General features: G+C 37.7%; 22 protein-coding genes. 17 read left to right on the forward strand and 5 right to left on the reverse strand.

The genetic code is table 11. From position 1 onward, the window contains the following. The first annotated feature begins 276 nt into the window (after positions 1–276). The 4 genes from BK580_RS11335 to BK580_RS11350 are packed head-to-tail and all read left to right on the forward strand — an operon-like array spanning position 277 to position 3713. The gene (locus BK580_RS11335) at positions 277–1107 is read left to right on the forward strand and encodes an electron transfer flavoprotein subunit beta/FixA family protein (protein ID WP_078380428.1); all 831 of its coding nucleotides are present in this window, start codon (positions 277–279) and stop codon (positions 1105–1107) included. Then, positions 1104–2138 carry an electron transfer flavoprotein subunit alpha/FixB family protein gene (locus BK580_RS11340; protein ID WP_078380429.1) on the forward strand — a complete coding sequence of 345 codons (1035 nt, stop codon included), beginning with the start codon at positions 1104–1106 and terminating at the stop codon, positions 2136–2138. Before BK580_RS11335 ends, BK580_RS11340 begins: the two co-directional genes overlap by 4 nt. After that, entirely contained in the window at positions 2122–3417 is a 1296-nt protein-coding gene (locus BK580_RS11345) for an FAD-dependent oxidoreductase (RefSeq protein WP_078380430.1), read from the forward strand. Before BK580_RS11340 ends, BK580_RS11345 begins: the two co-directional genes overlap by 17 nt. After that, positions 3417–3713, forward strand: coding sequence for a ferredoxin family protein (locus BK580_RS11350; protein ID WP_078380431.1), 297 nt, complete (start codon positions 3417–3419; stop codon positions 3711–3713). The genes BK580_RS11345 and BK580_RS11350 overlap by 1 nt, the downstream gene beginning before the upstream one ends. Positions 3714–3946: 233 nt before the next feature. Here BK580_RS11350 and BK580_RS11355 read toward each other — a convergent pair whose 3' ends face one another. Together BK580_RS11355 and BK580_RS11360 are read right to left on the reverse strand one after the other, a co-directional pair. After that, positions 3947–4285 carry a hypothetical protein gene (locus BK580_RS11355; RefSeq protein ID WP_078380432.1) on the reverse strand — a complete coding sequence of 113 codons (339 nt, stop codon included), beginning with the start codon at positions 4283–4285 and terminating at the stop codon, positions 3947–3949. Positions 4286–4604: 319 nt separating this feature from the next. Further along, positions 4605–4931, reverse strand: coding sequence for a hypothetical protein (locus BK580_RS11360; protein ID WP_078380433.1), 327 nt, complete (start codon positions 4929–4931; stop codon positions 4605–4607). A 108-nt stretch (positions 4932–5039) separates the two neighbouring features. Here BK580_RS11360 and BK580_RS11365 point away from each other — a divergent pair, with 108 nt between their 5' ends. The 3 genes from BK580_RS11365 to dat all read left to right on the forward strand — a co-directional run bounded on the left by BK580_RS11365 (position 5040) and on the right by dat (position 7693). Further along, entirely contained in the window at positions 5040–5945 is a 906-nt protein-coding gene (locus BK580_RS11365; RefSeq protein WP_078380434.1) for a DUF899 family protein, read from the forward strand. Positions 5946–6056: 111 nt separating this feature from the next. Next, positions 6057–6821, forward strand: a complete 765-nt coding sequence (locus BK580_RS11370) for an exodeoxyribonuclease III (RefSeq protein ID WP_078380435.1) — start codon at positions 6057–6059, stop codon at positions 6819–6821. A 20-nt stretch (positions 6822–6841) separates the two neighbouring features. Then, positions 6842–7693 (forward strand): D-amino-acid transaminase, encoded by an 852-nt coding sequence (gene dat / locus BK580_RS11375; protein ID WP_078380436.1) that lies wholly within the window; start codon positions 6842–6844, stop codon positions 7691–7693. A gap of 52 nt (positions 7694–7745) precedes the next feature. Here dat and BK580_RS11380 read toward each other — a convergent pair whose 3' ends face one another. Next, a complete protein-coding gene (locus tag BK580_RS11380) occupies positions 7746–8501 on the reverse strand; it encodes a helix-turn-helix domain-containing protein (RefSeq protein ID WP_078380437.1) in 756 nt (251 codons plus the stop codon). A gap of 205 nt (positions 8502–8706) precedes the next feature. Here BK580_RS11380 and BK580_RS11385 point away from each other — a divergent pair, with 205 nt between their 5' ends. The 7 genes from BK580_RS11385 (at position 8707) to BK580_RS11415 (ending at position 17557) form a co-directional block, all read left to right on the forward strand. Next, positions 8707–9993, forward strand: coding sequence for a hypothetical protein (locus BK580_RS11385; RefSeq protein WP_078380438.1), 1287 nt, complete (start codon positions 8707–8709; stop codon positions 9991–9993). A 308-nt stretch (positions 9994–10301) separates the two neighbouring features. Further along, positions 10302–11534 carry an aminopeptidase gene (locus tag BK580_RS11390; protein WP_078380439.1) on the forward strand — a complete coding sequence of 411 codons (1233 nt, stop codon included), beginning with the start codon at positions 10302–10304 and terminating at the stop codon, positions 11532–11534. A 258-nt stretch (positions 11535–11792) separates the two neighbouring features. Further along, positions 11793–11882 (forward strand): YjcZ family sporulation protein, encoded by a 90-nt coding sequence (locus BK580_RS11395; protein WP_078380440.1) that lies wholly within the window; start codon positions 11793–11795, stop codon positions 11880–11882. A 469-nt stretch (positions 11883–12351) separates the two neighbouring features. Then, positions 12352–13518, forward strand: coding sequence for a M20 family metallopeptidase (locus BK580_RS11400; protein ID WP_078380441.1), 1167 nt, complete (start codon positions 12352–12354; stop codon positions 13516–13518). 35 nt (positions 13519–13553) lie between these two features. Then, a complete protein-coding gene (locus BK580_RS11405; RefSeq protein ID WP_078380442.1) occupies positions 13554–14555 on the forward strand; it encodes an LLM class flavin-dependent oxidoreductase in 1002 nt (333 codons plus the stop codon). Positions 14556–14769: 214 nt separating this feature from the next. Then, positions 14770–15396 carry a flavodoxin family protein gene (locus BK580_RS11410; protein WP_078380443.1) on the forward strand — a complete coding sequence of 209 codons (627 nt, stop codon included), beginning with the start codon at positions 14770–14772 and terminating at the stop codon, positions 15394–15396. Between the two features lie 169 nt (positions 15397–15565). Beyond that, a complete protein-coding gene (locus BK580_RS11415; RefSeq protein WP_235864119.1) occupies positions 15566–17557 on the forward strand; it encodes a penicillin-binding transpeptidase domain-containing protein in 1992 nt (663 codons plus the stop codon). 120 nt (positions 17558–17677) lie between these two features. On the opposite strand, the gene BK580_RS11420 is transcribed toward BK580_RS11415, so the two are convergent. After that, the gene (locus BK580_RS11420) at positions 17678–17869 is read right to left on the reverse strand and encodes a hypothetical protein (RefSeq protein ID WP_078380445.1); all 192 of its coding nucleotides are present in this window, start codon (positions 17867–17869) and stop codon (positions 17678–17680) included. 128 nt (positions 17870–17997) lie between these two features. On the opposite strand from BK580_RS11420, the gene BK580_RS11425 reads away from it, so the two are divergent. Further along, the gene (locus BK580_RS11425; protein WP_078380446.1) at positions 17998–18669 is read left to right on the forward strand and encodes a GNAT family N-acetyltransferase; all 672 of its coding nucleotides are present in this window, start codon (positions 17998–18000) and stop codon (positions 18667–18669) included. Positions 18670–19079: 410 nt separating this feature from the next. On the opposite strand, the gene BK580_RS11430 is transcribed toward BK580_RS11425, so the two are convergent. After that, on the reverse strand, positions 19080–19610 hold the full coding sequence (locus BK580_RS11430; protein WP_078380447.1) for a YceI family protein: 531 nt from the start codon (positions 19608–19610) through the stop codon (positions 19080–19082). Positions 19611–19829: 219 nt separating this feature from the next. Here BK580_RS11430 and BK580_RS11435 point away from each other — a divergent pair, with 219 nt between their 5' ends. Beyond that, positions 19830–20624 carry a S1C family serine protease gene (locus BK580_RS11435; RefSeq protein WP_078380448.1) on the forward strand — a complete coding sequence of 265 codons (795 nt, stop codon included), beginning with the start codon at positions 19830–19832 and terminating at the stop codon, positions 20622–20624. A gap of 43 nt (positions 20625–20667) precedes the next feature. Next, entirely contained in the window at positions 20668–23256 is a 2589-nt protein-coding gene (locus BK580_RS11440) for a helicase-related protein (RefSeq protein WP_235864036.1), read from the forward strand. Positions 23257–23374: the final 118 nt, after the last annotated feature.

The following is a 23374-nucleotide window of genomic DNA, read 5'->3' on the forward strand; positions in this document are numbered from 1 at the left end:
TATGGACTTGACTCGTGATCGTGCCCTGAACTCGTGAATTCAGTGATTTCAAGCAACGATCGTAGCACGACCGTGTTCCCATTAACCATTCTCTTCTCAAATAAATGAGAACTACTATCCCCCTAACTATACCCTATACCCTCCACCAACTACACCCCCTTATTTTTTTCCATCTATTAATCTCGAAAATCGGTATTTTCTCACAACCTTGTCTATATAGTAATAGTAATGGGACTACTATCTACTTAATGAGATGAAGGTAAGGAGGGGAAAGTATTGCTTCATATTGTCGCATGTATTAAGCAGGTACCGGATACGAAGGTTATCAAAATGAATCCAAGAACAAACACAATGGACCGCTCAAGTGCACCAGCCATTTTAAATCCATATGACGCACATGCAGTAGAAGAGGCGGTACGAATTAAAGATAAATATGGTGGAACAGTATCAGTTGTAACGATGGGGCCACCTCCAGCAGTAAAGGCAATAAGAAAGTGTATCGAAATTGGAGCAGATGAGGGATATATGATTTCGGACCGCGCGTTTGCAGGTGCCGATACATTAGCTACGAGCTATGCGCTTACGAAAGCGCTTCATAAAATAGGCGAGATTAAACCAATCGATTTAATCATTTGCGGAAAAATGACGATTGACGGCGATACCGGCCAGGTTGGACCGGGAATAGCAAGACGCCTTGATATACCTCCGCTTACGTCTGTGAACAAAGTAGTAGAAATAAATAAAGAGGAAGCATATATGGTTGTCCACCGAAAATTGGAAGATGGCTATGAAGTAATCCAAACTAGCCTACCTTGTTTATTATCCGTCGAAAAGGAAATTAATGAGGTGCCATATTCCTCGTTTCCTAACATGCTAAAGGGAGCAAGATATCAGCCTCATATTTGGTCCGTTAATGATTTAGCAGATATTGATCGAAAACAACTAGGACTAAAGGGTTCGCCAACAATCGTCGCAAAGGTTTGGGCACCACCTAAACCAGAAGGAGGAAAGCTGTTAGAAGGAGATACACAAGAACAAGTAAAACAAATTCTTTCTATTGTTTTAGAAAAGAAAGAGCTTTTTGAAGAAAAGAGGGGATCGGAGTGAACTTCGAGGATTACCGGGGAGTCTGGGTATTTATTGAAGAAAAAGAGGGAAAGATTGCTCCTGTTTCGTTGGAATTACTAGGTGCTGGAAGAAAGCTTGCTGACAAACGTGGCGTAGAGCTGGCTGGGGTACTTATAGGAGAAGGGGTTATAGACTTATCAAAAACTGTTTTTGAATATGGAGCAGATATTGTTTACGTCTATGACCAACCAATCTTTAAGCTTTATCGGACAGAGTCATTTATGAAAGCGCTACTCCATTGTAGTGAGAAATTTAAGCCGGAAATGATTTTATACGGAGCAACTTCAACTGGAAAAGATTTAGCTAGTGCAGTTGCAACCGATCTCCCTACAGGACTGACTGCTGATACGACCGAATTAGATGTCGAAGAGGATACAGGTCTTTTACTAGCAAGCCGACCAGCCTTTGGTGGAAACATTATGGCAACGATATTATGTAAAAAATATCGCCCGCAAATGGCGACGGTCCGCCCGAAAGTCATGAAAGCCCTCGATCCTGTTGCGGGGAGAACGGGTAGCTTAATAGAAGAGACGATTGATTTAAAAGAAGAAGACATGCGGACAAAGGTGTTAAAAATTGTTCGAGAAGCGACGAAAAAAATTCGAATTGATGAAGCGGACATAGTGGTAGCAGGTGGTAAAGGGCTAGGGAGTGCGGATGGCTTTCAACTGATCCACCAACTAGCAGATGCATTAGGTGGAGTAGTAGGTGCTAGTCGAGATGTCGTAGAAGCAGGGTGGGTGGAACATCATTATCAAGTCGGACAAACTGGCGTAACCGTCACACCTAAGCTTTATTTTGCCATCGGAATATCGGGTGCCATCCAACACATCGTTGGGATGAAAAATTCCGGACTCATTATCGCTATCAATAAGGATCCAGAAGCAGCTATCTTTCAGTCCTGTCATTACGGGATAGTTGGAGATGCCTTTGAAATTATTCCATTACTAGTTCAAGAATTTAAGAGAGAACTAGCTAGAGAGGAGGTTAATCATGTCAGAGAAGTTTGATTGTATCGTCGTTGGAGCTGGACCTGCTGGAATCTCCTGTGCGTATGAATTAGCGAAGGGAGGTGCGAAGGTGTTGCTTTTGGAACGAGGAGAATATCCCGGGTCCAAAAATGTCATGGGTGGAGTCCTATATCGCAAAATGATGGAGGACATTGTCCCAGATTTCCACAAGGAAGCACCACTCGAGCGTCCCATCGTAGAACAACGGTTCATGATGATGGATAAGGAATCGGCGGTAACCGCGGGGTATAAGGGCTTAGAGTGGGCACAGGAACCTTATAACAATTTCACAGTACTGCGAGCAAAGTTTGATCAATGGTTTGCGGGAAAAGCAGTGGAGCAAGGGGCGTTACTTGTTAATGAGACGGTTGTTCTCGAGTGTATCGTCGAGGACGGAAAAGTGGTCGGAGTAAGGACGGACCGGCCAGATGGAGAAGTGTATGCCGATGTTGTTGTATTAGCTGATGGCGTAAATTCGCTGTTAGGAAAATCCCTAGGTTTTCATAAAGAATATCGACCAGATGAAGTCGCACTTGCTACGATGGAAATTATCAAGCTTGATAGTAAGACAATTGAAGAACGGTTTAATTTAGAAAAAAACCAAGGCTGTACGATAGAGCTTTTTGGTGATGCAACGAAAGGCATATTAGGCACGGGTTTTCTTTATACGAATAAAGATACATTAAGTATTGGTGTTGGGACACTTCTTTCTGGACTAATTGAGCATAAAATAAGACCATACGAACTTTTAGAGTATGTGAAAAATCATCCTATGGTACGGCCGTATCTTGCGGGAGGAGAGCCTGTTGAGTATTTAGCTCATCTAATTCCAGAAGGCGGACTAAAATCAATGGGGAAAATAGTTGGCAATGGCGTGGTGGTAGTTGGTGATGCCGCCCAGCTTGTAAATGCAATCCATCGTGAAGGTTCAAACCTTGCGATGACTTCAGGAAGACTTGCTGCAGAAACAATCCTCTCGGCTAAAGAACAGGAAGATTTTTCAGAAAAAACATTAGATCAGTATCGAGTTAATTTAATGAAGAGCTTCGTCGGACAGGATATGAAGAAATACAAAGATTCCACCCATCACTTTAATAAATTCCCGCAATACTTTGGCCAATACATTCCGATGGTGAACCGGGCCGCAAGTCAAATGTTCACCGTTGATGGTCAATCGAAATGGGAGAAACAAAAGAAAATCTGGAAGGATTTAGGTTCACCAAAAGAAAAACTCAAACTAGCTCGAGATGCCTATCGAGCGTGGAAGGTGATGAAGTAATGAGTGAACAAAAGAAGGGTCAGTCCATCGAAGAAAAACAGTATCTTGTTCGATTCAATGCAGATACGAAATCACATCTCCATGTCTTAGATGAAGATATCTGTTTGACGAAATGTCCAGATAAAATATGTACAATATTTTGTCCGGCGGAAATTTACAAATGGGAAGAAATTCGAATGCATGTTGGGTACGAGGGCTGTCACGAATGTGGAAGCTGTCGCATCGGCTGTCCACACCAGAATATAAAGTGGGATTACCCAAAAGGCGGGCACGGTATCGTATTCCGATTAGCTTAGTAGGCTTGGAGCTTATCATTTTGATAGGCTTTTTTTTGTGAAGAATCAAATTAAGTTTGTCCGGTACTTGAAATATCGCGGGAAAATAAAAAAAGTTAAAAGGCAAGGTGAATTAATAATGAAGCGCAGTTTAGGGGGATTTGAAGAAAGAGATCTTATATGTATTCTTTGTACACTGTTTCACATAGACCTGCAAAAAGAAAAACGGAAACTGTTTTTCTTTTTTAAGCGAATTAACCGGCAATAGTGAATAATTGACCTTGGCTGGCGATTTTTTCTACTTCTGAAGTGAAATCAATGGCTTCTTCGATAGATAAGAAAAATGAAGAGACATATAGTGGATACTTGTAATCAAAGCCCCCATTGATTTCTGCTGGAAAAACAACTACTTGCCAATGATAATAATCTTCACCTAAATTCATTTCACGTCCCTCTAAAGCAATTAACCAGTGACTATAGTGATCACAGCACTCAACCTCTGTAACCTTTTCTAAAAAAATTAACAAATCATCTTTATTAATTGGTACGAGTGACTTTGGGTAAAATTCCCCGAAATTAGGGGTGTCTCTCATGTACATCGCTCCTTTATGAATATGGGTAGTAAGCGTTTACGATAAAAGGTAGCAAAATAAGTATTTGTAGTATTAATATATGTATGAACGGTTTAAATATTTTGTATTTTTAGAAAATTAATAAAAAAATACAAAGAAAAAGTCGCATTATTAAATGCGACTTACGAGAATCTATTATTTCTGGTGGAAAAAATCAGAAAATGCCTTGATCACTTCAATACCTTGAAAGGCAAATAAACTCAATGAAGTAAATGAGAAAAAGCATATCGCAATTATTCGGAATAAAAGCATTTATTGTCTCCTCCTTTTTGTTAAATGATTAACATGTGAGGTGATCAATAAGTGAATTCATATAATTCCCCTGGTAAAATATGGTCACTAAATAATGTGAGTAGGATGGCAACTGCTCTTCCTCCACAGAATTATTAGTTGAATAGAAGGGGATTTGTACGGAAGCTGCTATGTTTGAGCTAAAGCCATGTAATGTATTATCTGAGCCGTCATTGGTACCTTTTTTTTCGTAATCGATAAAAAGGGAATTCTCTACTACAGCGAGAATCTTATAAGGATGAGAAATATCATGTAAGTGGAACGGTGTGGAAGCTATTAAAATAGCAAAAGCTAAAATATAGTTTATTAGCTTCATCTTACCACGCTCCTCTTTAAAAATATGTTATTCCTATCTTAAAGCATGAAGAACACGATGAAAAGAATAATTTTTAATCTATTTAAAAATTATAAGGAGGTATGGGTAATGAATCAAACAAAAAGGTTAAGTGAAATTGAAGTTCTCGAAAAAGAAATTATTGAAAAAAAGAAACTTCTTGCTGAGTTAAGAAAAGAGGTTGCGGGAGCACCTGTTGAAAATTATCGATTTTTATCCACAAATAACAAGCAAGTTAGTTTACTACAATTATTTGAAGAAAAAGACGAATTAATTGTTGTACATAATATGGGGAAAAGCTGCTCGTATTGTACGATGTGGGCAGATGGTTTTAACAGTGTATATCACCATATACGGAGGAAAGCAGCATTTGTTGTTTCCAGCCCTGATAGCCCAGAAGTACAAGAGGATTTTGCCGCAGAACGAAGATGGACGTTTCCCATGGTTTCCACGCAGGAAACAACATTTAAGGAGGATACTGGATTTAAGCTGGAGGGCCTATATTATCCTGGCGTTTCCGTATTTACAAAAGATGCGCAAGGGAATATTTCTCATCATACTAAAACCTTTTTTGGTCCTGGAGACGATTTTTGTTCTGTCTGGTCATTTTTTGATTTACTCCCATCTGGATACGAAGAATACCGTCCAAGTAAAAAGATAAATCTTGCATCATCATTTCAACTGACAAATAATATTGCAGTCCAAGTAAAGGATTATGAAAATGCAGTCCAATTTTATAAAGAAACGCTTGGAATGACCTTAGTACAATCCAAGGAATCTGAAACAAAATTCAGCTTGAATGGAACCAACTTTTTTATTGAGAATAGCCAAGGTCCAGAAAATAAAGTATTCTTTGAATTTGCTGTAGAGGATATCAACAAGGTAAAGGAAACGCTACTAAACAATCAATGTAAAATAACAAAGGAATATAGTGAAAAAAGCATTATGATTCAAGATCCATACGGTTTAAACTTCCATCTATTTGAAGTGAATTAATGATACTGGAAGGAGGGGCTTTTCTTAGGAATCGCTCCTTTTTTTTGTTATACTGGGCTAAATGAATATTGAATGTAAGTAATATAGAAAGCTAAGGAGTACAACTACAATATGAAATTAATCTCTTGGAATGTAAATGGAATACGGGCATGTGTGAAAAAGGGCTTTATGGAATATTTTCAACAAATGGACGCAGATATATTCTGTATTCAAGAAACAAAGTTACAAGAAGGTCAGATAGAACTTGATTTTCCAGAGTATCACCAGTATTGGAATTATGCAGTGAAAAAGGGGTATTCAGGAACAGCGGTTTTTACAAAAGTAAAGCCGCTTCATGTTACATATGGTCTGGATATGGAAGATAAAGAAAGAAGAGAGCCTGAAGGTAGAATCATAACGTTAGAGTTCGATAACTTCTTCTTAGTCAATGTGTATACCCCAAACTCACAGCGGGATTTAGCTCGATTGGATTTTAGGTTAGATTGGGAAGACCGATTTCTGGCTTATATCCAGTCATTAGATGAAGTGAAGCCTGTTATCTTATGTGGAGATTTAAATGTAGCCCATACAGAAATTGATTTGAAAAATCCTAAAGCAAATCGAAACAACTCTGGTTTCACGGAAGAAGAACGTGGAAAAATGACTCGAATGCTTGGAGCTGGTTTCATTGACACGTTTCGTCATTTTTACCCTAATCAAATTGAAAAATACACATGGTGGTCTTATATGAATAAAGTCCGTGAACGAAATATAGGGTGGCGTATTGATTATTTTATTGTATCGAAAAGTTGGCAAGATAAATTAGTTGGTGCAGCGATTCACGCTGAAATTCTTGGCAGTGATCATTGTCCGATTTTACTAGAAATTAAAAAGTAATGGTTGATGGAGGTGCTCGGATGAAAGTTTTAATAGACGAAAAAATTGTGAATCGTCATGAAGTAAGGGTGGATATTGAAGACCGAGGTTATCAATTTGGTGATGGTGTATATGAAGTAATTAATGTGTACGATGGTGTACCTTTTACATTAAGAGAGCATATCGCACGTTTGTATCGTAGTGCAACGGAGATTGGACTGTTAATAAATGTAGAGCCGGAAAAACTTATGCATGATATCCTCCGTGTTATTCAAGCTAATGATATGAAAAATGGTGGACTTTATTTGCAATTTTCACGAGGTGTAGCACCTAGAACACATCAATACCAGACAGATATTAAACCGCTTCTTGTTGCTTATCCTCTTCCATATAAAGAGATGACACACGCGCAAGCTATCGGGGTCCCTGCTATTACGAAGGAAGATCTACGTTGGCTTCGTTGTGATATAAAAAGCTTAAATCTTTTATACAATGTCATGATGAAGCAAAAGGCATTCGAAGTAGGGGCTTTTGAAGCGATATTGATACGAGATGATGTAGTAACAGAAGGGACCTCATCGAATGTTTTTATGGTGAAAAATAAAATCATATATACCCATCCTGTAAATAATCTAATTTTAAATGGAATAACAAGAACAAAGTTGTTACAGCTCTTTCAAGAGAACGGATGGGATTATAAGGAACAAACCTTTACAAAACAAGAATTGTTCGATGCAGACGAAGTATTTGTGACGTCGACTACCAGCGAAGTCGTACCGGTAATCTCTATAGATGGAGTAGCCGTAAATACAGGGAAACCTGGAAGTTTAACAAAAGAAATCCAGTTAGCATTTTCGGAAATGGTGAAAAAAGAAACAACACAAAAAGCGTAAGGGGAATTATCCCTCTTACGTTTTTTCTTTGCTATTTTATAACAGAAATTTTTCAAACCTTCACGTGCGTAGGAGCCATTCCCATCCATTTTTTAAACATCCGGTTGAAATAGGATTGATCACAATATCCTAGATACTCCGATACTTCGCGTATGGTCATGTTGGTAGTATGAAGGAGGTTCCAAGCAGTATTGATTCTTGTTTGATGTAAATATTGGATAGGAGTTACTCCTAATACTTCTTTGAAAATAACCGTTGCGTAATTTTTTGAAACATCAGCTAGATCAGCTAATTCTTCAATCGTAATATTCCTCCGATAGTTATAAAGAATATATTCTTGGATTTTGCGAACGGCTCTTTCTTTAATAGGAGAGGTATGCCATTCTTCTTTTTCTTGGGCAATGATGATTAGTAACTCTGATAAAATTGTATGGGATAACTCTTTGTAGTAGCAACGCTGACTTAACCATTGAATATATAAAAAAGCTAATCTCTGCTCATAGTAGGCTGCTTTTCTAGGTTTAAAACGAATTAATTCTTCCTTGTTATTGGAGAAAAGTGGTAGATGGTTATCCTTTGAAAAAACAACGGTATATTTTTTATGTGAAATCTCAGGGTGATTCGTCCAAGATCTTTCAAGTTCAGCTGGAATATATACCAGCTCGCCTTTGACTAAGTGGAAATGGTTCTCACCTACATGATAGATAACAGTACCTTCTGTAACAAATACCAATGTTGAGTAACCGCTTGCTCTCTCTATATCCCAGTTAGGCTCCACGTCATGAAATACCCCATTAATTGTTAGCATACTACCACTCTCCTAAAAAAATCGATGAATCATCCAAATAACGATATTTTGTCTATTTCGTTATTTTACGGTATATTTTAATATAAATATAGCATCAACATATTTGAAGTGCGAGTTGATGTGATGAATAATAATGGAAATTAACATGAACCTATCAGTGAATTGTACAAATTGGAAAATCATTTACCATGGAAGGGGTAAGAGAATGACCACTATTACGGATGTATATAATCAATTACCATTAAATGTGAAGAACTTTTTTGATCGCCAATATAAGGATTCTTATCTTTTGTTTGAAGCCTCACGTAATGAGCGTACAGGTTTGTATGCAGATGCGTATTTTACTTTAGGTGAAAACCCCGATTTTCGTTGCTCGATTGCCGCTACTGGTGTCGGATTAATAAGCCTTTGTGTCGCCGATATGGAAGGTTGGGATGACAAAGCAGCTGAAAAAGCGCTTGTTACGATGCGTGGGGTTTCTGGAGAAATTGAAGGTTGCCAAGTTGCAAGAGAAGAGAAAACCGGATTTTATGCTCATTTTGTGGACATGGAAACCGGGGAAAACCTCAATTCAGAATTCTCGACTATCGACACGACTTTATTATTAACAGGAGCTTTATTTGCTGGTCAACACTTCTCCGACAACAAACCAGAAATTGCAGAGATGGCCAACAAACTTCTAAAATCCATTGATTGGAGTATCGTGGTTGCTGATAAAGAAACAGGTGTCATTAATATGATTGCAAAGGATGGCGAGGGAATCGCGCCACTACCAGCTTATAATGAGTATGTAATGGTCTCTTATCTTGCGTTATTAGGACAACCCGAAAACGAAGATATCCAAGCACTTTGGAATAATAACTTTGCAGAAGATAAAATTAGCCAGCTACCACAAGAAGATTTCCGCGGACTTTCGGTATTGAATGATCGTCCTGGGACGTTTTTATCTTCTTTTGTACAACAGTTTCCGTTCTTTCTAGTTCCAGAATATGCAGAAAGCCCAACATACTTAGAGTACTATAAAAATGCTTGTTTGGCAGATCGATTCAAGTGGAAAGAATTACATGATGTACCTTCTTATGTATGGGGCTATGGTGCGGGTCCAAATGACGGTCTGTTTGGTGGATATCACGCTGATAAAATAAACAATGCTCCTCATGATATTGCATCTTCCTATATCATTGGAGGATTCCTACCGGTATATCCTGCAGGTATTTATGATTTATACGCTCAATATAAACTTCATATCCCATACGATGTTTACACGAACAATGCCGATAAAGAAGACGAAGCAAAATTCCGCGCGGCATATAAGTATGGCTTACACCGCTTCTCTTGGTGGCATTTGGAACAACCCAATCGTTGGTATCCAACGAAGGTTACCTTAATAGACTGGAGTTCGATGTTATATGGCTTAGCAGGATTTAAGCATGGAATGTCGTTTTTTACAGAAAGACTGCCACGGGTGACTAGTGTAGTTAAATCTAAATAAATAATCAAGAGGCTGGGACAAAAGAATATTAGTTAAAGAAAAATACGAACTATTATGCGAAATTCTAAGTAGAGTTTTGCATTAGTTCGTATTTTTTTAGTTTGATTGTTTAACAGATTCTTTATATTGAGGCTCTCTTTAGGTTAAATTGTTAGTAAATGAAGCTGGGAATTTAATTTATGTCCCAGCCTCTTTCCTTTTTTCTAGACAAAAGTTGTTGAACATGATATTTTTTGGGGATACACCTACATTTATTTTTGAAAATGCAGGTATTTGTAATCGTAAGAAGAGATTAGGAGGAATACATAATGAATACATTTAAACAGACGATGGAAAAGTATGCAGAACTAGCGGTAAAAGTTGGGGTGAATATTCAACCTGGCCAAACACTTATTGTAAACGCTGACATTGCAGCTGCACCATATGTAAGACTTGTTACCAAAAAAGCATATGAGGCTGGTGCGAAGCTTGTCCAAATTGAATGGACGGATGAAACAGTAACTAGAATTCGCTTTGATCATGCATCTGATGAATCCTTTGAATACTTTCCAACTTGGCGAGCAGAAATGCTGGAAAAAGCCTATTTAGAAGGAGCAGCATTACTTGCTATCACCTCATTAAATCCAGACCTATTAAAAGGTGTCGATGCTCAAAAGATTGCTAATCTGCAAAAGGTATCTGGAGAGGCGATGAAGAATGCACGTAAACTCACGATGGCGGATAAAGTAAGTTGGTCTATCGTTGCCGTTCCATCTAAAGGCTGGGCTGCAAAAGTATTCCCGGATTTAGAGGAAAAAGAACAAGAAGAAAAGTTATGGGAGGCAATCTTTCATGCCACACGTGCAAATTTAGAGGATCCAGTCAAAGCTTGGAATGAGCATAAAGAAAATTTAAGTGAGAAAGTTGACTTCTTAAATGGGCATCATTTTAAAGCTTTACATTATCAGGCTGAAGGAACCGATTTAACGATCGAATTGGCGGAAAAGCACGTATGGATTGGTCCAGAAAGCATCAATGACAAGGGTGTAACCTTCATCGCCAATATGCCGACAGAAGAAGTGTTTACGACCCCATTAAAAACTGGTGTCAACGGAACAGTAAAAAGCTCTAAGCCGTTGAATTATGGTGGAAACCTAATCAATAACTTTTCATTAACTTTTGAAAATGGCCGAATTGTTAGTATTGAAGCTGAAGAAGGTTATGATACGTTACAAAAGCTAATAGAAACGGATGAAGGTTCCCATTACTTAGGGGAAGTTGCCCTTGTACCGCACGATTCACCGATATCAAATACAAATCTAATTTTCTACAACACATTATTTGACGAAAACGCCTCCCATCACCTTGCGATTGGCAACGCCTATGCATTTGCTTTAAAAGGCGGAAAAGAAATGACAGACGAAGAACTTGAAGCAGCAGGAGCAAACTCGAGTATTACACATGTTGACTTTATGATTGGATCAAGCGAAATGGATATCGATGGGCTTACGAAAGACGGGGAACGAGTACCGTTATTTAGAAATGGTAACTGGGCGAAGTAATTTCTGCGAATTGACACTACATTTTTTGTAGTGTCAATTTTTTATTTGAATTATATGTAGAGGAACGTAAAAAACTTGATTTTTTTCACGAGGCAAAATTAACAAAATGAGTAGTGAAAGAACAGATAATAGGTGCAGAAAGTCCACAGAGTTATTTAATAGAAGTATCGGACCTCATAAAAAATACGATGCCTGCCCATACGTAGTACAGGTACGTTGCATAATGTGTATAGTAGTCTATGTGAAGGAGGGAATCACATGTCAGGTGGAGGATACGGTGGAGGCTTTGCGTTAATTGTTGTTCTTTTCATCATTCTAATTATCGCTGGAGCAGGTGCTTTGAGATAATAGTAGGATAGTACAAAGACGGTTGGGGAAAAATCCAACCGTCTTTTTTTGTTGAGGGGTACCCTGGTTTTGGAAATAGGTAGGTTATCTGTTAAACTCCCTGATGATTTCCGTACCAGGCGTTTGCTTTCCACGGTCACGGGTGGTCTTGGAAGCTTCCTCAGTGGGCTATGTGCATGCGAGGTTTCGGTCTAATAGCTCGAGATGAGATGATACCCTATAATCTGAAAAAGCCGAATTCTATGACTTCAGAGTGCCTGTCTGAGGACACAGAATTGGAATGAGGCGAAATGCAAGCCCTCAGAGTGTTTGTCTGAGTTTATGGAATTGGAAAGATCACGGAATTAGAAAAAGACGAAATTCATGTCGTTTGGTCAATTTATTTTATAAGCAGATAATTATTTTAATTTTCTACTTCATGATAATATGTTTTCTAAACTAACTGGTTACATAAAAAAGGAGAAATGATATGAAACAAGTAATAATAGATGCGCTTGAAGAATTAAGGGAAGATTTATATGAGATAAGTACCATTATTGGAGAAAATCCTGAATTAGGGCACGAGGAATTTAAAGCTGCTTCCATACTTACGAGAAAACTAGAAGAGTATGGATTTAATGTGAAGGTAGGGATATGTGAATTACCAACCGCTTTTGAAGCGATATTTGATAGTGGAAAACCAGGTCCTACAGTTGGAATTATGAGTGAATATGATGCTTTACCGGAGCTTGGACATGCATGTGGTCATAATCTAATTGGAACGATGGGGGTAGCAGCAGGTATTGCGGTTAGCAAAATACTTCCTACTACTGGTGGAAAAGTAGTCGTTTACGGAACACCGGCAGAAGAAACTAAAGGTGGAAAAGTTACTATGGCAGAGGAAGGCGTATTTGATCATCTTGATGTAGCGATGATGGTTCATCCTTTGCATTCTTATGTGAAAAGTGGTTCCTCGCTGGCGATGGATGCTATTCAATTTGAGTTTTTCGGCAAGCCAGCTCATGCTGCTGCAAATCCTCAAGACGGGATTAACGCTTTAGATGCAGTTCTCCAAACATTTAACGGCATTAATGCTTTACGACAACATGTAACGTCTGATACAAGAATACACGGAATTATTAAGGAAGGCGGTACAGCAGCAAATGTTGTTCCCGAATATGCCGTAGCACAATTCTATGTTAGAGCAAAGTCTAGAAGCTATGTGAATGAAGTCGTGCAAAAAGTAAGGGCTATCGCCGAGGGAGCCGCATTAATGACAGGTGCATCTATGAAAATGTCTAACTATGAATTATCCTACGATAACATGGTGACAAATAATACATTATCTGATGTTTTCACTGATTCACTTATAGAATTAGGTGTAGAAGCAAATGAAATAACAGAATCAAAAGATGGTTCTGGTTCACTGGACATGGGCAATGTTAGTCTTGTGGTTCCTTCTATCCATCCATATATAAAAATTTGTAACGAGCTGTATAGTTGCCATACAAAGGAATTTCGTGATGCTGCTCTTAGTGAGCAAGGGAAAGATGCAATGATATTAGGTGCAAAAGCAATGGGGTTAGCGTCACTTCGTATCCTAACAGAACCAGATACATTGACGAAAATTAAAGAAGAGTTTTCTTTAGTAAAATAGAGAAATCTTCAAAAGGAAGGGGCATCCATAAAAAAATGAATGATATAAATAATAATATACCGCTGTCTGTTCTAGACTTGGCACCAATAGTTGAAGGAAGCAATGCACAACAAGCATTCAAAAATAGTGTAGAACTTGCCCAACATGTAGAAAAGCTTGGCTATCAACGTTATTGGTTAGCTGAACATCATAATATGACAGGCATAGCAAGCTCAGCGACATCTGTTGTAATTGGCCATATTGCTGGAGAAACATCCACTATTCGCGTTGGTTCTGGTGGAATTATGCTACCCAATCATGCTCCATTAGTGATTGCAGAACAGTTCGGCACGTTAGAAACTATCTATCCAGGTCGAATTGATCTTGGTTTAGGTAGGGCACCCGGTAGTGATCAACTTACGGCTGCAGCCCTCCGTCGAGATAGAAAAAGTGGTGGTGAGGATTTTCCTCAACAATTGGCTGAGCTTCGTTCTTATTTTCACCCAGATGGTACCACACGTGTCCGCGCTGTACCTGGTGAAGGTCTCGATATCCCTATATGGTTATTAGGATCGAGCGGGTTTAGTGCGAAACTTTCAGCAGATCTTGGCCTACCGTTCGCTTTTGCAAGTCACTTTTCACCTGACTACACGCTACCTGCTTTACAACTTTATCGAAATCACTTTAAAGCGTCTGAGAAATTAACTAGACCATATGCAATGATTGGTGTTAATGTAATTGCTGCAGATAGTGATGATGAAGCAGCGTATTTAGCTACATCCCTACAACAACAGTTTTTATCCTTAATCCGAGGAAATCCTGGGAAATTAAAACCACCTGTAGATAACATCGACACATTGTGGAGTGCATACGAACAACAAATTGTTGCTCAACAATTACGATATACTGTTACAGGAAGTGGAGATACAGTCAAGAAAAAATTAATGCACATTCTAAAAGAAACAAAAGCAGATGAACTAATTGTCAATACCAGCGTATATGATCACCAAGCCCGCCTTAAATCATTTGAATTACTTTCGAAAGTTTGGAAGGACTAAAAAAGCAGTCTTTTCACTTAGTTGTTAATGTCTATTTTTTTCGAACTAGATAGAGTTGTTCTTTAAAGCAAGTACCGGAAAAGTACAAATTCTCACTGTTGCTGTCTTAAGGTCTGGAAACCCTCCAGCGTTAAGACAGCTTTTTTTGTTTCTAAAATTATTCTAAGGGTAGATACAAGGAATAGATAGAATAATTAAGACTGGAGGAACAAACATGAGTTTAAACGCATTATTCTTAAATGGAAGTTTGAAAACTAGTGAAGAACCTTCTAATACAGAAGGTTTAATGGATGAAGTAATCAAGCATTTCGATAGAGAAGGAATAAAATCGGAGTGTATAAGATTAGCAGATTATACGATTAAATATGGAATATCTGATGATTTGGGAGATGGGGATAAGTGGCCTTTGATTCTTGAAAAAATAAAGAAAGCAGACATTTTAATAATCGGAACCCCTATTTGGATAGGTGAAAAAAGTAGCATCACAACGTTAGCGATGGAACGAATTTATGGGGGAAGTAGCTTAACCAATGAAAAGGGGCAATGCATCTATTACAACAAAGTAGCGGGTGTAGTTGTTACTGGGAATGAAGACGGTGCAAAACATGCGGCTAGTTCAATCCTTTATGGCTTAACTCATTCAGGATTTGTCATTCCTCCTAACGTAGATACTTATTGGGTAGGAGAGGCAGGTCCAGGAGCATCATATATTGAAGCAGAAGGATATAAAAATAATTTTACGATCCAACATGCTAAAACAATGGCCTATAACCTTATACACTTTGCCAAGTTGTTAAAGGAAAATCCAATACCTGCAGAAGGTAATCTCATAGAAACTTAAAGAGAAAAATTAAGCAATTCACAAAAAATCGGGTGATTTACACTCCATTATTTTGTGGATTGCTTTTGGCTTTTAATAAGGTGGAAAATCTTGTATTCTTAAAGTATAGCTTACTTTTCAATCTAAGATGAGCAAAGAGATTAACTGAGGGGGAGAAATTTTGAAAAAAGTGGTTTTGTCTTTGTTTTTCGTTTTATTATTAAGCGGTTGCCAAGAGGAAAGAATAAGTCCTTATAACGTAATGGACAAATATATCGATACATGGCATGATTTAGAATTTCAAGAAATGTATGATACATATTTGACGGCAACTACGAAAGAGAATTTTTCATATGAAGTGTTTGTAGAAAGATATGAAAAATTATATGGGGACTTAGAAGTTGAAAATCTAAACGTGGAGTTACTTAATCGAGATCAACCATGGGAAGAAGTAAGTTCCGTAACTATTCCTGGTAAGATTACTTTTGATACTTTCGCCGGGAAGGTGGAATACGAGATAGATTTTGTTTTAGAGCAAGAAACTAATGAAGAAGAAAAAGAAACCTGGTATTTGCAATGGGATCCAAGTTTTATTTTGCCTAGTCTTACCTTAACGGATAAAGTCAGAATAGCTTCTACAATAGCAGAAAGAGGAGAAATTTTAGATAACGAAGGGAACCATTTAGCTCAAAATGGGGAGGTATTTGAAGTAGGAGTAATACCAGGAGATTTTAATGAGGAACAGTCTTTAGCTGCCCTTTCCAAAATAATTAACCTGGAAGAAGAATACATTAAAAGTCAATACACACTGAGCTGGGCACAACCGGACTATTTAATGCCGGTAAAAAAATTTTTGCTAGAAGATGAGCAAACAGTACGTGCTGCAGATGAAATACCTGGTGTTTCAGTAACTCGAGTGAAAGAAAGAATTTATCCGTATGGGGAAGCAGCTGCACATCTTATCGGATATATTGGAGAGGTTTCAGCAGAGGACCTAGAAGAATTAGAAGGTTACTCATCAGGAGATAAAGTAGGAAAACGAGGTCTGGAACAATTATTAGAAGAACGTCTCAGAGCAAAAAATGGGGAAAAGATATACTTAGAAAAAGAAGATGGCACAACGGTTGACGTGGTAGAAACAGATTCTCAAAACGGGGAAACAATTCAGCTCACAATCAATGGTAATATGCAACAAACACTCTTTGAAACATTAAGAGAGGAGTCGGGTACAGCTACTGTAATCGATCCTATTAGTGGTAAGGTAAGAAGCTTAGTAAGTCTACCTACTTTTAATCCTAATGATTATGTTTTAGGTATGTCACCAGGACAAAAGAAAGCAATTGATGATAATCCTGAAAAGCCTTCACTCAATCGTTTCTCCTATACGTACTCACCAGGATCTACAATGAAACTATTAACGGCAGTAATCGGATTAGAAAATGGTGAGCTAGATCCAGCAGATTCCTATGATATTAATGAAAAACAATGGCAAAAAGATGTATCTTGGGGAGATTACAAAGTTACGAGATATTATGAAAACGACAATAAGGTGAATTTAGAAAGTGGATTAAAGTTCTCCGATAATATTTATTTCGCCAGAGTTGGAATTGATATGGGGGCAGAAAAGTTTCAAAATGGCTTAGAAAAATTAGGAATCGGTGAAGCTTTTCCATTTATTTATCCGACGGTCAAGTCTCAAACTTCCAATTCTGAATCCATTGATAGTGAAATTCTATTAGCAGATACTGCATACGGACAGGGAGAAATCCTGTTAAACATTGTCCACTTAGCAAGTATTTATGGTGGTGTCGTTAATAATGGAAATATGATGCAACCACTTTTATTAGAGGAAGAAAAGGAAAGTGTTTGGAAAGAAGGAATAGTTTCAGAAGACCAAGCAAAACAACTACAAACCAATCTACGTAAAGTAGTTTCAGAAGGTAGTTCACAAAACGCGAATGTCTCAAACAGAGAGATAGCTGGAAAAACAGGAACAAGTGAAATGAAATTAGAACAAGGTACAACGGGTAGTGAAAATGGGTTATTCGTGGCTTATGATCAACAGGATCCAAGTCTTTTAACTGCTATGTTAATCGAAGGCGTAGAGAAAAAAGAACCAGGTGGAAGTACGTATACAGTTGGTCTGACAAAACGATTCTATGAGGCCTTGAAGAAGAATTAACAATCGTATTTTTGGATAGAAACTTAGAGCTAATTAGCTGATTAATTAGCTAATGTGGAAAGAACTGGGGAGTAGGAAAAAATCCAACACTCCCCTTCACCTGATTTTTCATGCAAGCAATTACATAAAATATAGATACAGCCCAAGTCCGCCTGCAAGAATAACAACAAGAACCACATAAATCCATGATAAGCGTGATAAATTTCCTTTTGTAGAAGAACGGTAATTCTCGTCACTTTTCCCAGCTAATGCTAACGTGCTTATCAATGCCGCAATACCGATAATTACCACTAGTGTAAATGCGATTGCCATGTATACGCCCCTTTTTATTGATGTAAGAAAACAACAAAATTTATTCCATCTATTAAGTATAAACGTTCGCAGTGAATTGGGTAAGCAGGAACATTTTTTAAATTTCACAAACATAGGAGGGGTTTTATATGTATCGTAAAGAATTCTATATCTTTGATAATAATCGTCCTGTTCAGGCAGTGATTCGAACATATGAAGAAAAGGATTTTCCCCATTTGATTCGTGTACAACAAGAAAGTTTTCCACCACCGTTTCCTGCGGAATTATGGTGGAATGAAGAACAGCTTCGAAATCATATTACTTTATTCCCTGAAGGTGCTTTGTGCTTCGAAGTAAATGGCGTGGTGGCAGGGTCAATGACTGGTCTGTTAGTGGAATATGACCCGTTACAACCAAATCACACTTGGGAGGAAATAACCGACAATGGATATATTCGGACACATAATCCGAACGGAAATACCTTATATGTAGTGGATATTAGTGTAAGTCCTAACTTTCGAAAACTAGGTGTAGGTAAATGGCTAATGCAATCTATGTACGAAATCGTAATTCACCATAACTTAGAACGTTTATTAGGTGGGGGAAGAATACCTGGTTATCAGGACCATTCCGAGAATATGACTGCTGAGCAATATATTGAATCAGTCCTCAAAGGAAATCTTAAAGACCCCGTAATTACTTTTCTACTGCGTTGTGGTAGGACGCCTGTAAAGGTTGTGGAAAATTATTTAGAAGACAAAGAATCCCTTAATTATGGTGTATTAATGGAATGGAAGAATCCTTTTAGGAGATTAACTTAGCATTATTCATCAGACGCTCTTTACTATCGTTAAAATACCTACTTAAAAAAGCAGGTATTTACGTTTTTAAAAACCTTTGTTAAAGCGTAAGATCGATTTTAAGGACTTATTTTAAGTAGACCAGCCCCCCATGCAAATAAATTCGCACCATAGTTGATGAAAAAGGGAAATGTTAAGTTTCCTCGTCTCCCCTGTAGATTGAAGTGGAAGGTGTGAGACTCCTGCGGGAAGTAGCGTTTTGTGGAGACCCCGCAGGCAAAGCCGAGGAGGCTCCACAAGCGCCCCGCGGAAAGCGAACACCTGCAACGGAGATTAACAGGGAGTTTAACAGGCAACCTACTTATCTTCAGGGGAGCCAAAAATAAAAAACGTCAAGACATTGTCGTCTTAACGTTCTAACTCAAAGAATATTAGCCCTTAGCAGCTTGAAGTTGTAATTCGATTTTAATTTGGTCACCTACAAGTACGCCACCAGCTTCCAATGGTGCGTTCCAAGTCAAACCATAGTCACTACGTTTGATTTTACCTGCAACACCAAATCCAGCTTTTTCATTTCCCCATGGATCTAAACCAGTTCCTTCAAAAGTTACAGAAAAAGTTTCAGATTTAGTTGTACCTCGCACTGTTAAATCTCCAGCTACGTCATATTCGTTATCATCTGTTTTAGAAATTTTAGTCGATTTGAAAGTCATTTTCGGATGATTATCAACATCGAAAAAGTCTGCAGAGCGTAAGTGTGCATCGCGGTCGCTACTGCGAGTATCAATACTTGCTACGTCAACTGTAAATTCAATATCAGCTGTTGTTAAATCGGTTGGATCTGCAACGATTGTTGCATCAAAATCTTGAAATCCACCCTTAACAGTTGCGAACATCATATGCTTTACGGAAAAGTCTACTGTACTATGAGCCTTGTCTACATTCCAATTTGTTTTTGCCATTTGTATTTCCTCCTAATTTCCCTCAGTTTTTATTATCTTTAATTCGAGATTTATAACTTCAAGGTAAATTATATGATGCTGAATAAATAAAGTCAATCATATTTTTCCTTAATTTTACTCAGAAATAGTAGTATAGTTATCCTAACGTGACAAGAAAATCATCTTTATGGTAAATTTACCATTAATCTAACCATATTCGAATATGAAAAGGGTGACGAGATGCGCGAAGAGAATGAGGGCTTAGAAGAAAAGAAGACAGAATCAGAAGAACCACCACTCAAGGACTTTCTATTTGATGAAGCTGATAAAGAAAGGAAAGAAAAAAACGATAAGAAACGGAAAAAAATATTTAAAATTCTGTCAGTTGTCATTATTATTGCTTTATCAGTGAATGTGTGGGGAATCTTTCCTAAACTATATAATTTGCCTTCGATTCAATTCTTATTGAAATCCAATCAATTATCAAATGATAAAGATATACAGGAATGGAAGAAGGCAGTAGTTTCGATAAATGGGAATAATAAAAAAGGGACTGGTTTTAATATAGATCCATCGGGTACGCTTATTACCAATTATCATGTTATTGAAGGAATGGATCCAATCGTCGTAACCTTTCCAGATGGGCAGTATTTTGCTGCGGATGTTATAGCCACTAGCCAGGAGTATGATGCTGCTGTCCTTAAGGTGGAAGGTGAATCATTGCCAGCCCTAAAAATACAGAAAGCGGATGACTTAGAAACCAAACAACATGTATATATTATCGGTAACCCCTTAGCACATTCTTTTATCGTAAACGACGGTGAAACTTCGGGCACAATTAATAGTGGTATTCCCGAACCAGCACTTCTACTTGATGCGCCAGTACATTCAGGGAATAGCGGTAGTCCAGTGATTAATGAGCATGGTGAAGTGATAGCTGTTGTGTATGCTACAACAGAAGATTCATCAGATAACAAGCGGTACGGATTAGCAATTCCAATTGAATATATCATTCGAGAATTAGAAATAGACTAAATTTCTTTTTACATGACCAGAGATAGATAAGAAAGGGGACACCATGTTGAATCAATTAAATATACTCTATTCTATTGCATTAGATCAGACAAAATATAAAATACAGGAAGACATCGATCAATACTTAGAAACAAAGGAAGAGTTACCAACATTCTTAGAATACGTAGAAGAACGAGGTCAATATGTTCAGCAAATTTGGCTAAATGTTTGGCTAAATAAAGTGACCAATGATATTGCTAGAAAAGAGAAAAAATCTTTTTTAAGTGAACGTGGACTTGAAGTGGAGGGAGTAGATAGAAAGCTCATCAATCGTCTGTTTCGCAATGAAATGAGAACTTACAAACCCTTTGACGCGTTAGCTTGGTTAAAGCAAGTAGCCACAGAAGATATACTCCCCTGGGAAGAAAGGTATAAGAAAGCAAGAAACCTTTTACACAAGAGAATGGAGGAAAAACGCGTTCAAGCAGAAAAAGAAGAAATTATCAGTAAGTTAGAAGAAATTACTCATAAAATTGTTGAACAAAATCAAGCTCTCTATTATTTACATGTTAGACATTTTGTCGCTAAAAAATTAGTGGAAGATTTTAAACAACGTGTAAAATATGAAGAAGTAGATTCCTTTCATCTTGAAGAGATTTTGATTGAGGCAGGAGAATTCCAGCCGGAGGAATATAGTATAATTGCTATTTTCTTTACTGAGTTAACCGGGGCTGTTCATAAAACCTATCACTATGGTGAGCGCTACTTTGAGTATGAAACGTATTATTATGCGTATGAGAAGCGAATCACAGATTACTTATTTGGTGTTGTTCCACAAATGATTTTCACGCAAATCGATTCAAGGCTCCTTGAACAATATGAAGCGGTGATTGAGGAAGGTCTATCGACATCTAAGTTAAGAAAACTACTAGCCAATGCCTTCCATTTAATCATAAATAATTATATGGAAGAAATTCAACAGGAGTATGTTTCAGACTTGCTGAAGCTGGCTGAAATACCTTTTGATGCAGTTCTACATCAAGAAATTTTCGAAAAAGATGTAAGTGCCCGTGAACTAAAAATCGCAGAGGAATTAGCCGAGATACAAAGGAAAAAAGATGAAGAAGAACGGATGCTTGACGATATTTTTGGAAGAGAATACATCCCTTCAGCTGGTAGACAGATTCGCTATGTGCTTCATGTTGGAGAAACAAATACAGGAAAAACCTTTCAAGCCTTGCAAAGAATGCAACAAGCTAAAAGTGGATTATATTTGGCCCCACTCAGACTTTTAGCACTTGAAGTGTATGATGCACTGAATGCTGAGGGCATTCCCTGTTCGTTAAAAACTGGGGAAGAAGAGAAGCTACAGGCAGACGCGATGCATATTTCATCAACAGTAGAAATGTTTCATGAAAAAGATTTTTATGAAGTCGTTGTGATAGACGAAGCGCAAATGATCGCGGATAAAGATAGAGGTTTTTCTTGGTATAAGGCAATTACAAAAGCAAATGCCAGAGAGGTACATATAATTGGAAGTTTCAATATGAAAACAATGATTCTGCAGCTTCTAGGATCTGCAGAAGTGGAAGTAATCGAGTATAGTCGAGAAATACCTTTACAAGTAGAGTCAAGAATCTTCACACTTTCTGATGCAAGAAAGGGAGATGCTCTTGTTTGTTTTTCTAGAAAGAAAGTACTTGAAACTGCTTCTGCTCTTCAAAATAGAGGGTATTCTGTGAGCATGATTTATGGGAGTATGCCTCCAGAGACAAGGAAAAAGCAAATGCAGCGATTTATCAAAGGTGAAACAACCGTAATCATTGCTACAGATGCTATTGGTATGGGTCTAAACTTACCAATTAGAAGAATTGTATTTTTGCAAAACGATAAATTTGATGGAACAAGAAGAAGACGACTAATCTCCCAGGAAGTGAAACAAATAGCGGGACGAGCAGGGAGAAAAGGTATTTATAATGTTGGAAAAGTAGCTTTTACTAATGATATCGCTGTAATGGAAAAACTACTAGATAAGAAAGATGAAGAGGTGCATACTTTTGCCATTGCGCCTACTAGCTCCGTTCTAGAGCGATTCCAAAAATATTCTAGAAGACTTGGGACTTTCTTTGAGTTATGGGAAAAGTTTGATAATCCAGAAGGAACACAAAAAGCAACCCTAGATGAAGAACAATACTTATATGAAACCATCCAAGATAGTGTAATCGAAGCACGACTTCCCGCGATAGACTTATACGGTTTTCTCCACCTACCCTTCTCAACTAAGGAGCAAGTTTTAGTGAGTCAATGGTATGATACAATGCTTGCAATTGTAGAGGGTACCGCACTTCCAGAACCATATATGAGGAAAGGAAGCTTAGAAGATGCAGAACTTTCCTACAAGTCAGTTGGTCTCCACCTCTTATTTCTATATCGATTAGATCGAAGAACAGAAGCTACTTACTGGGAAAGGATTAGAGAGAGCTTTAGCGACGAAGCACATGAAAGGTTAAATACTGATGTTAAATCATTATCTAAACAATGTAGGAATTGTGGAAAGAAGCTTGATAGCGATTTTAATTTTAATGTCTGTGATACATGTCATTATACGAAAATAAGAAAAAAGCATAAAAACTTTAACTTTAGAAAACCTTAAGTTAAAGAATTTCTCCACTTTTATTAGCAATTTTAGAATAATAAAACTAGTAGCCTAGAAGCACCTAGTGGCTTCAAAAGAATAGTAAAGGAATTTTACAAAGAGCTGAGGTAACTTA

It is taken from the genome of Sutcliffiella halmapala, from assembly GCF_002019665.1.
Classification (GTDB): domain Bacteria; phylum Bacillota; class Bacilli; order Bacillales; family Bacillaceae_I; genus Sutcliffiella_A; species Sutcliffiella_A halmapala.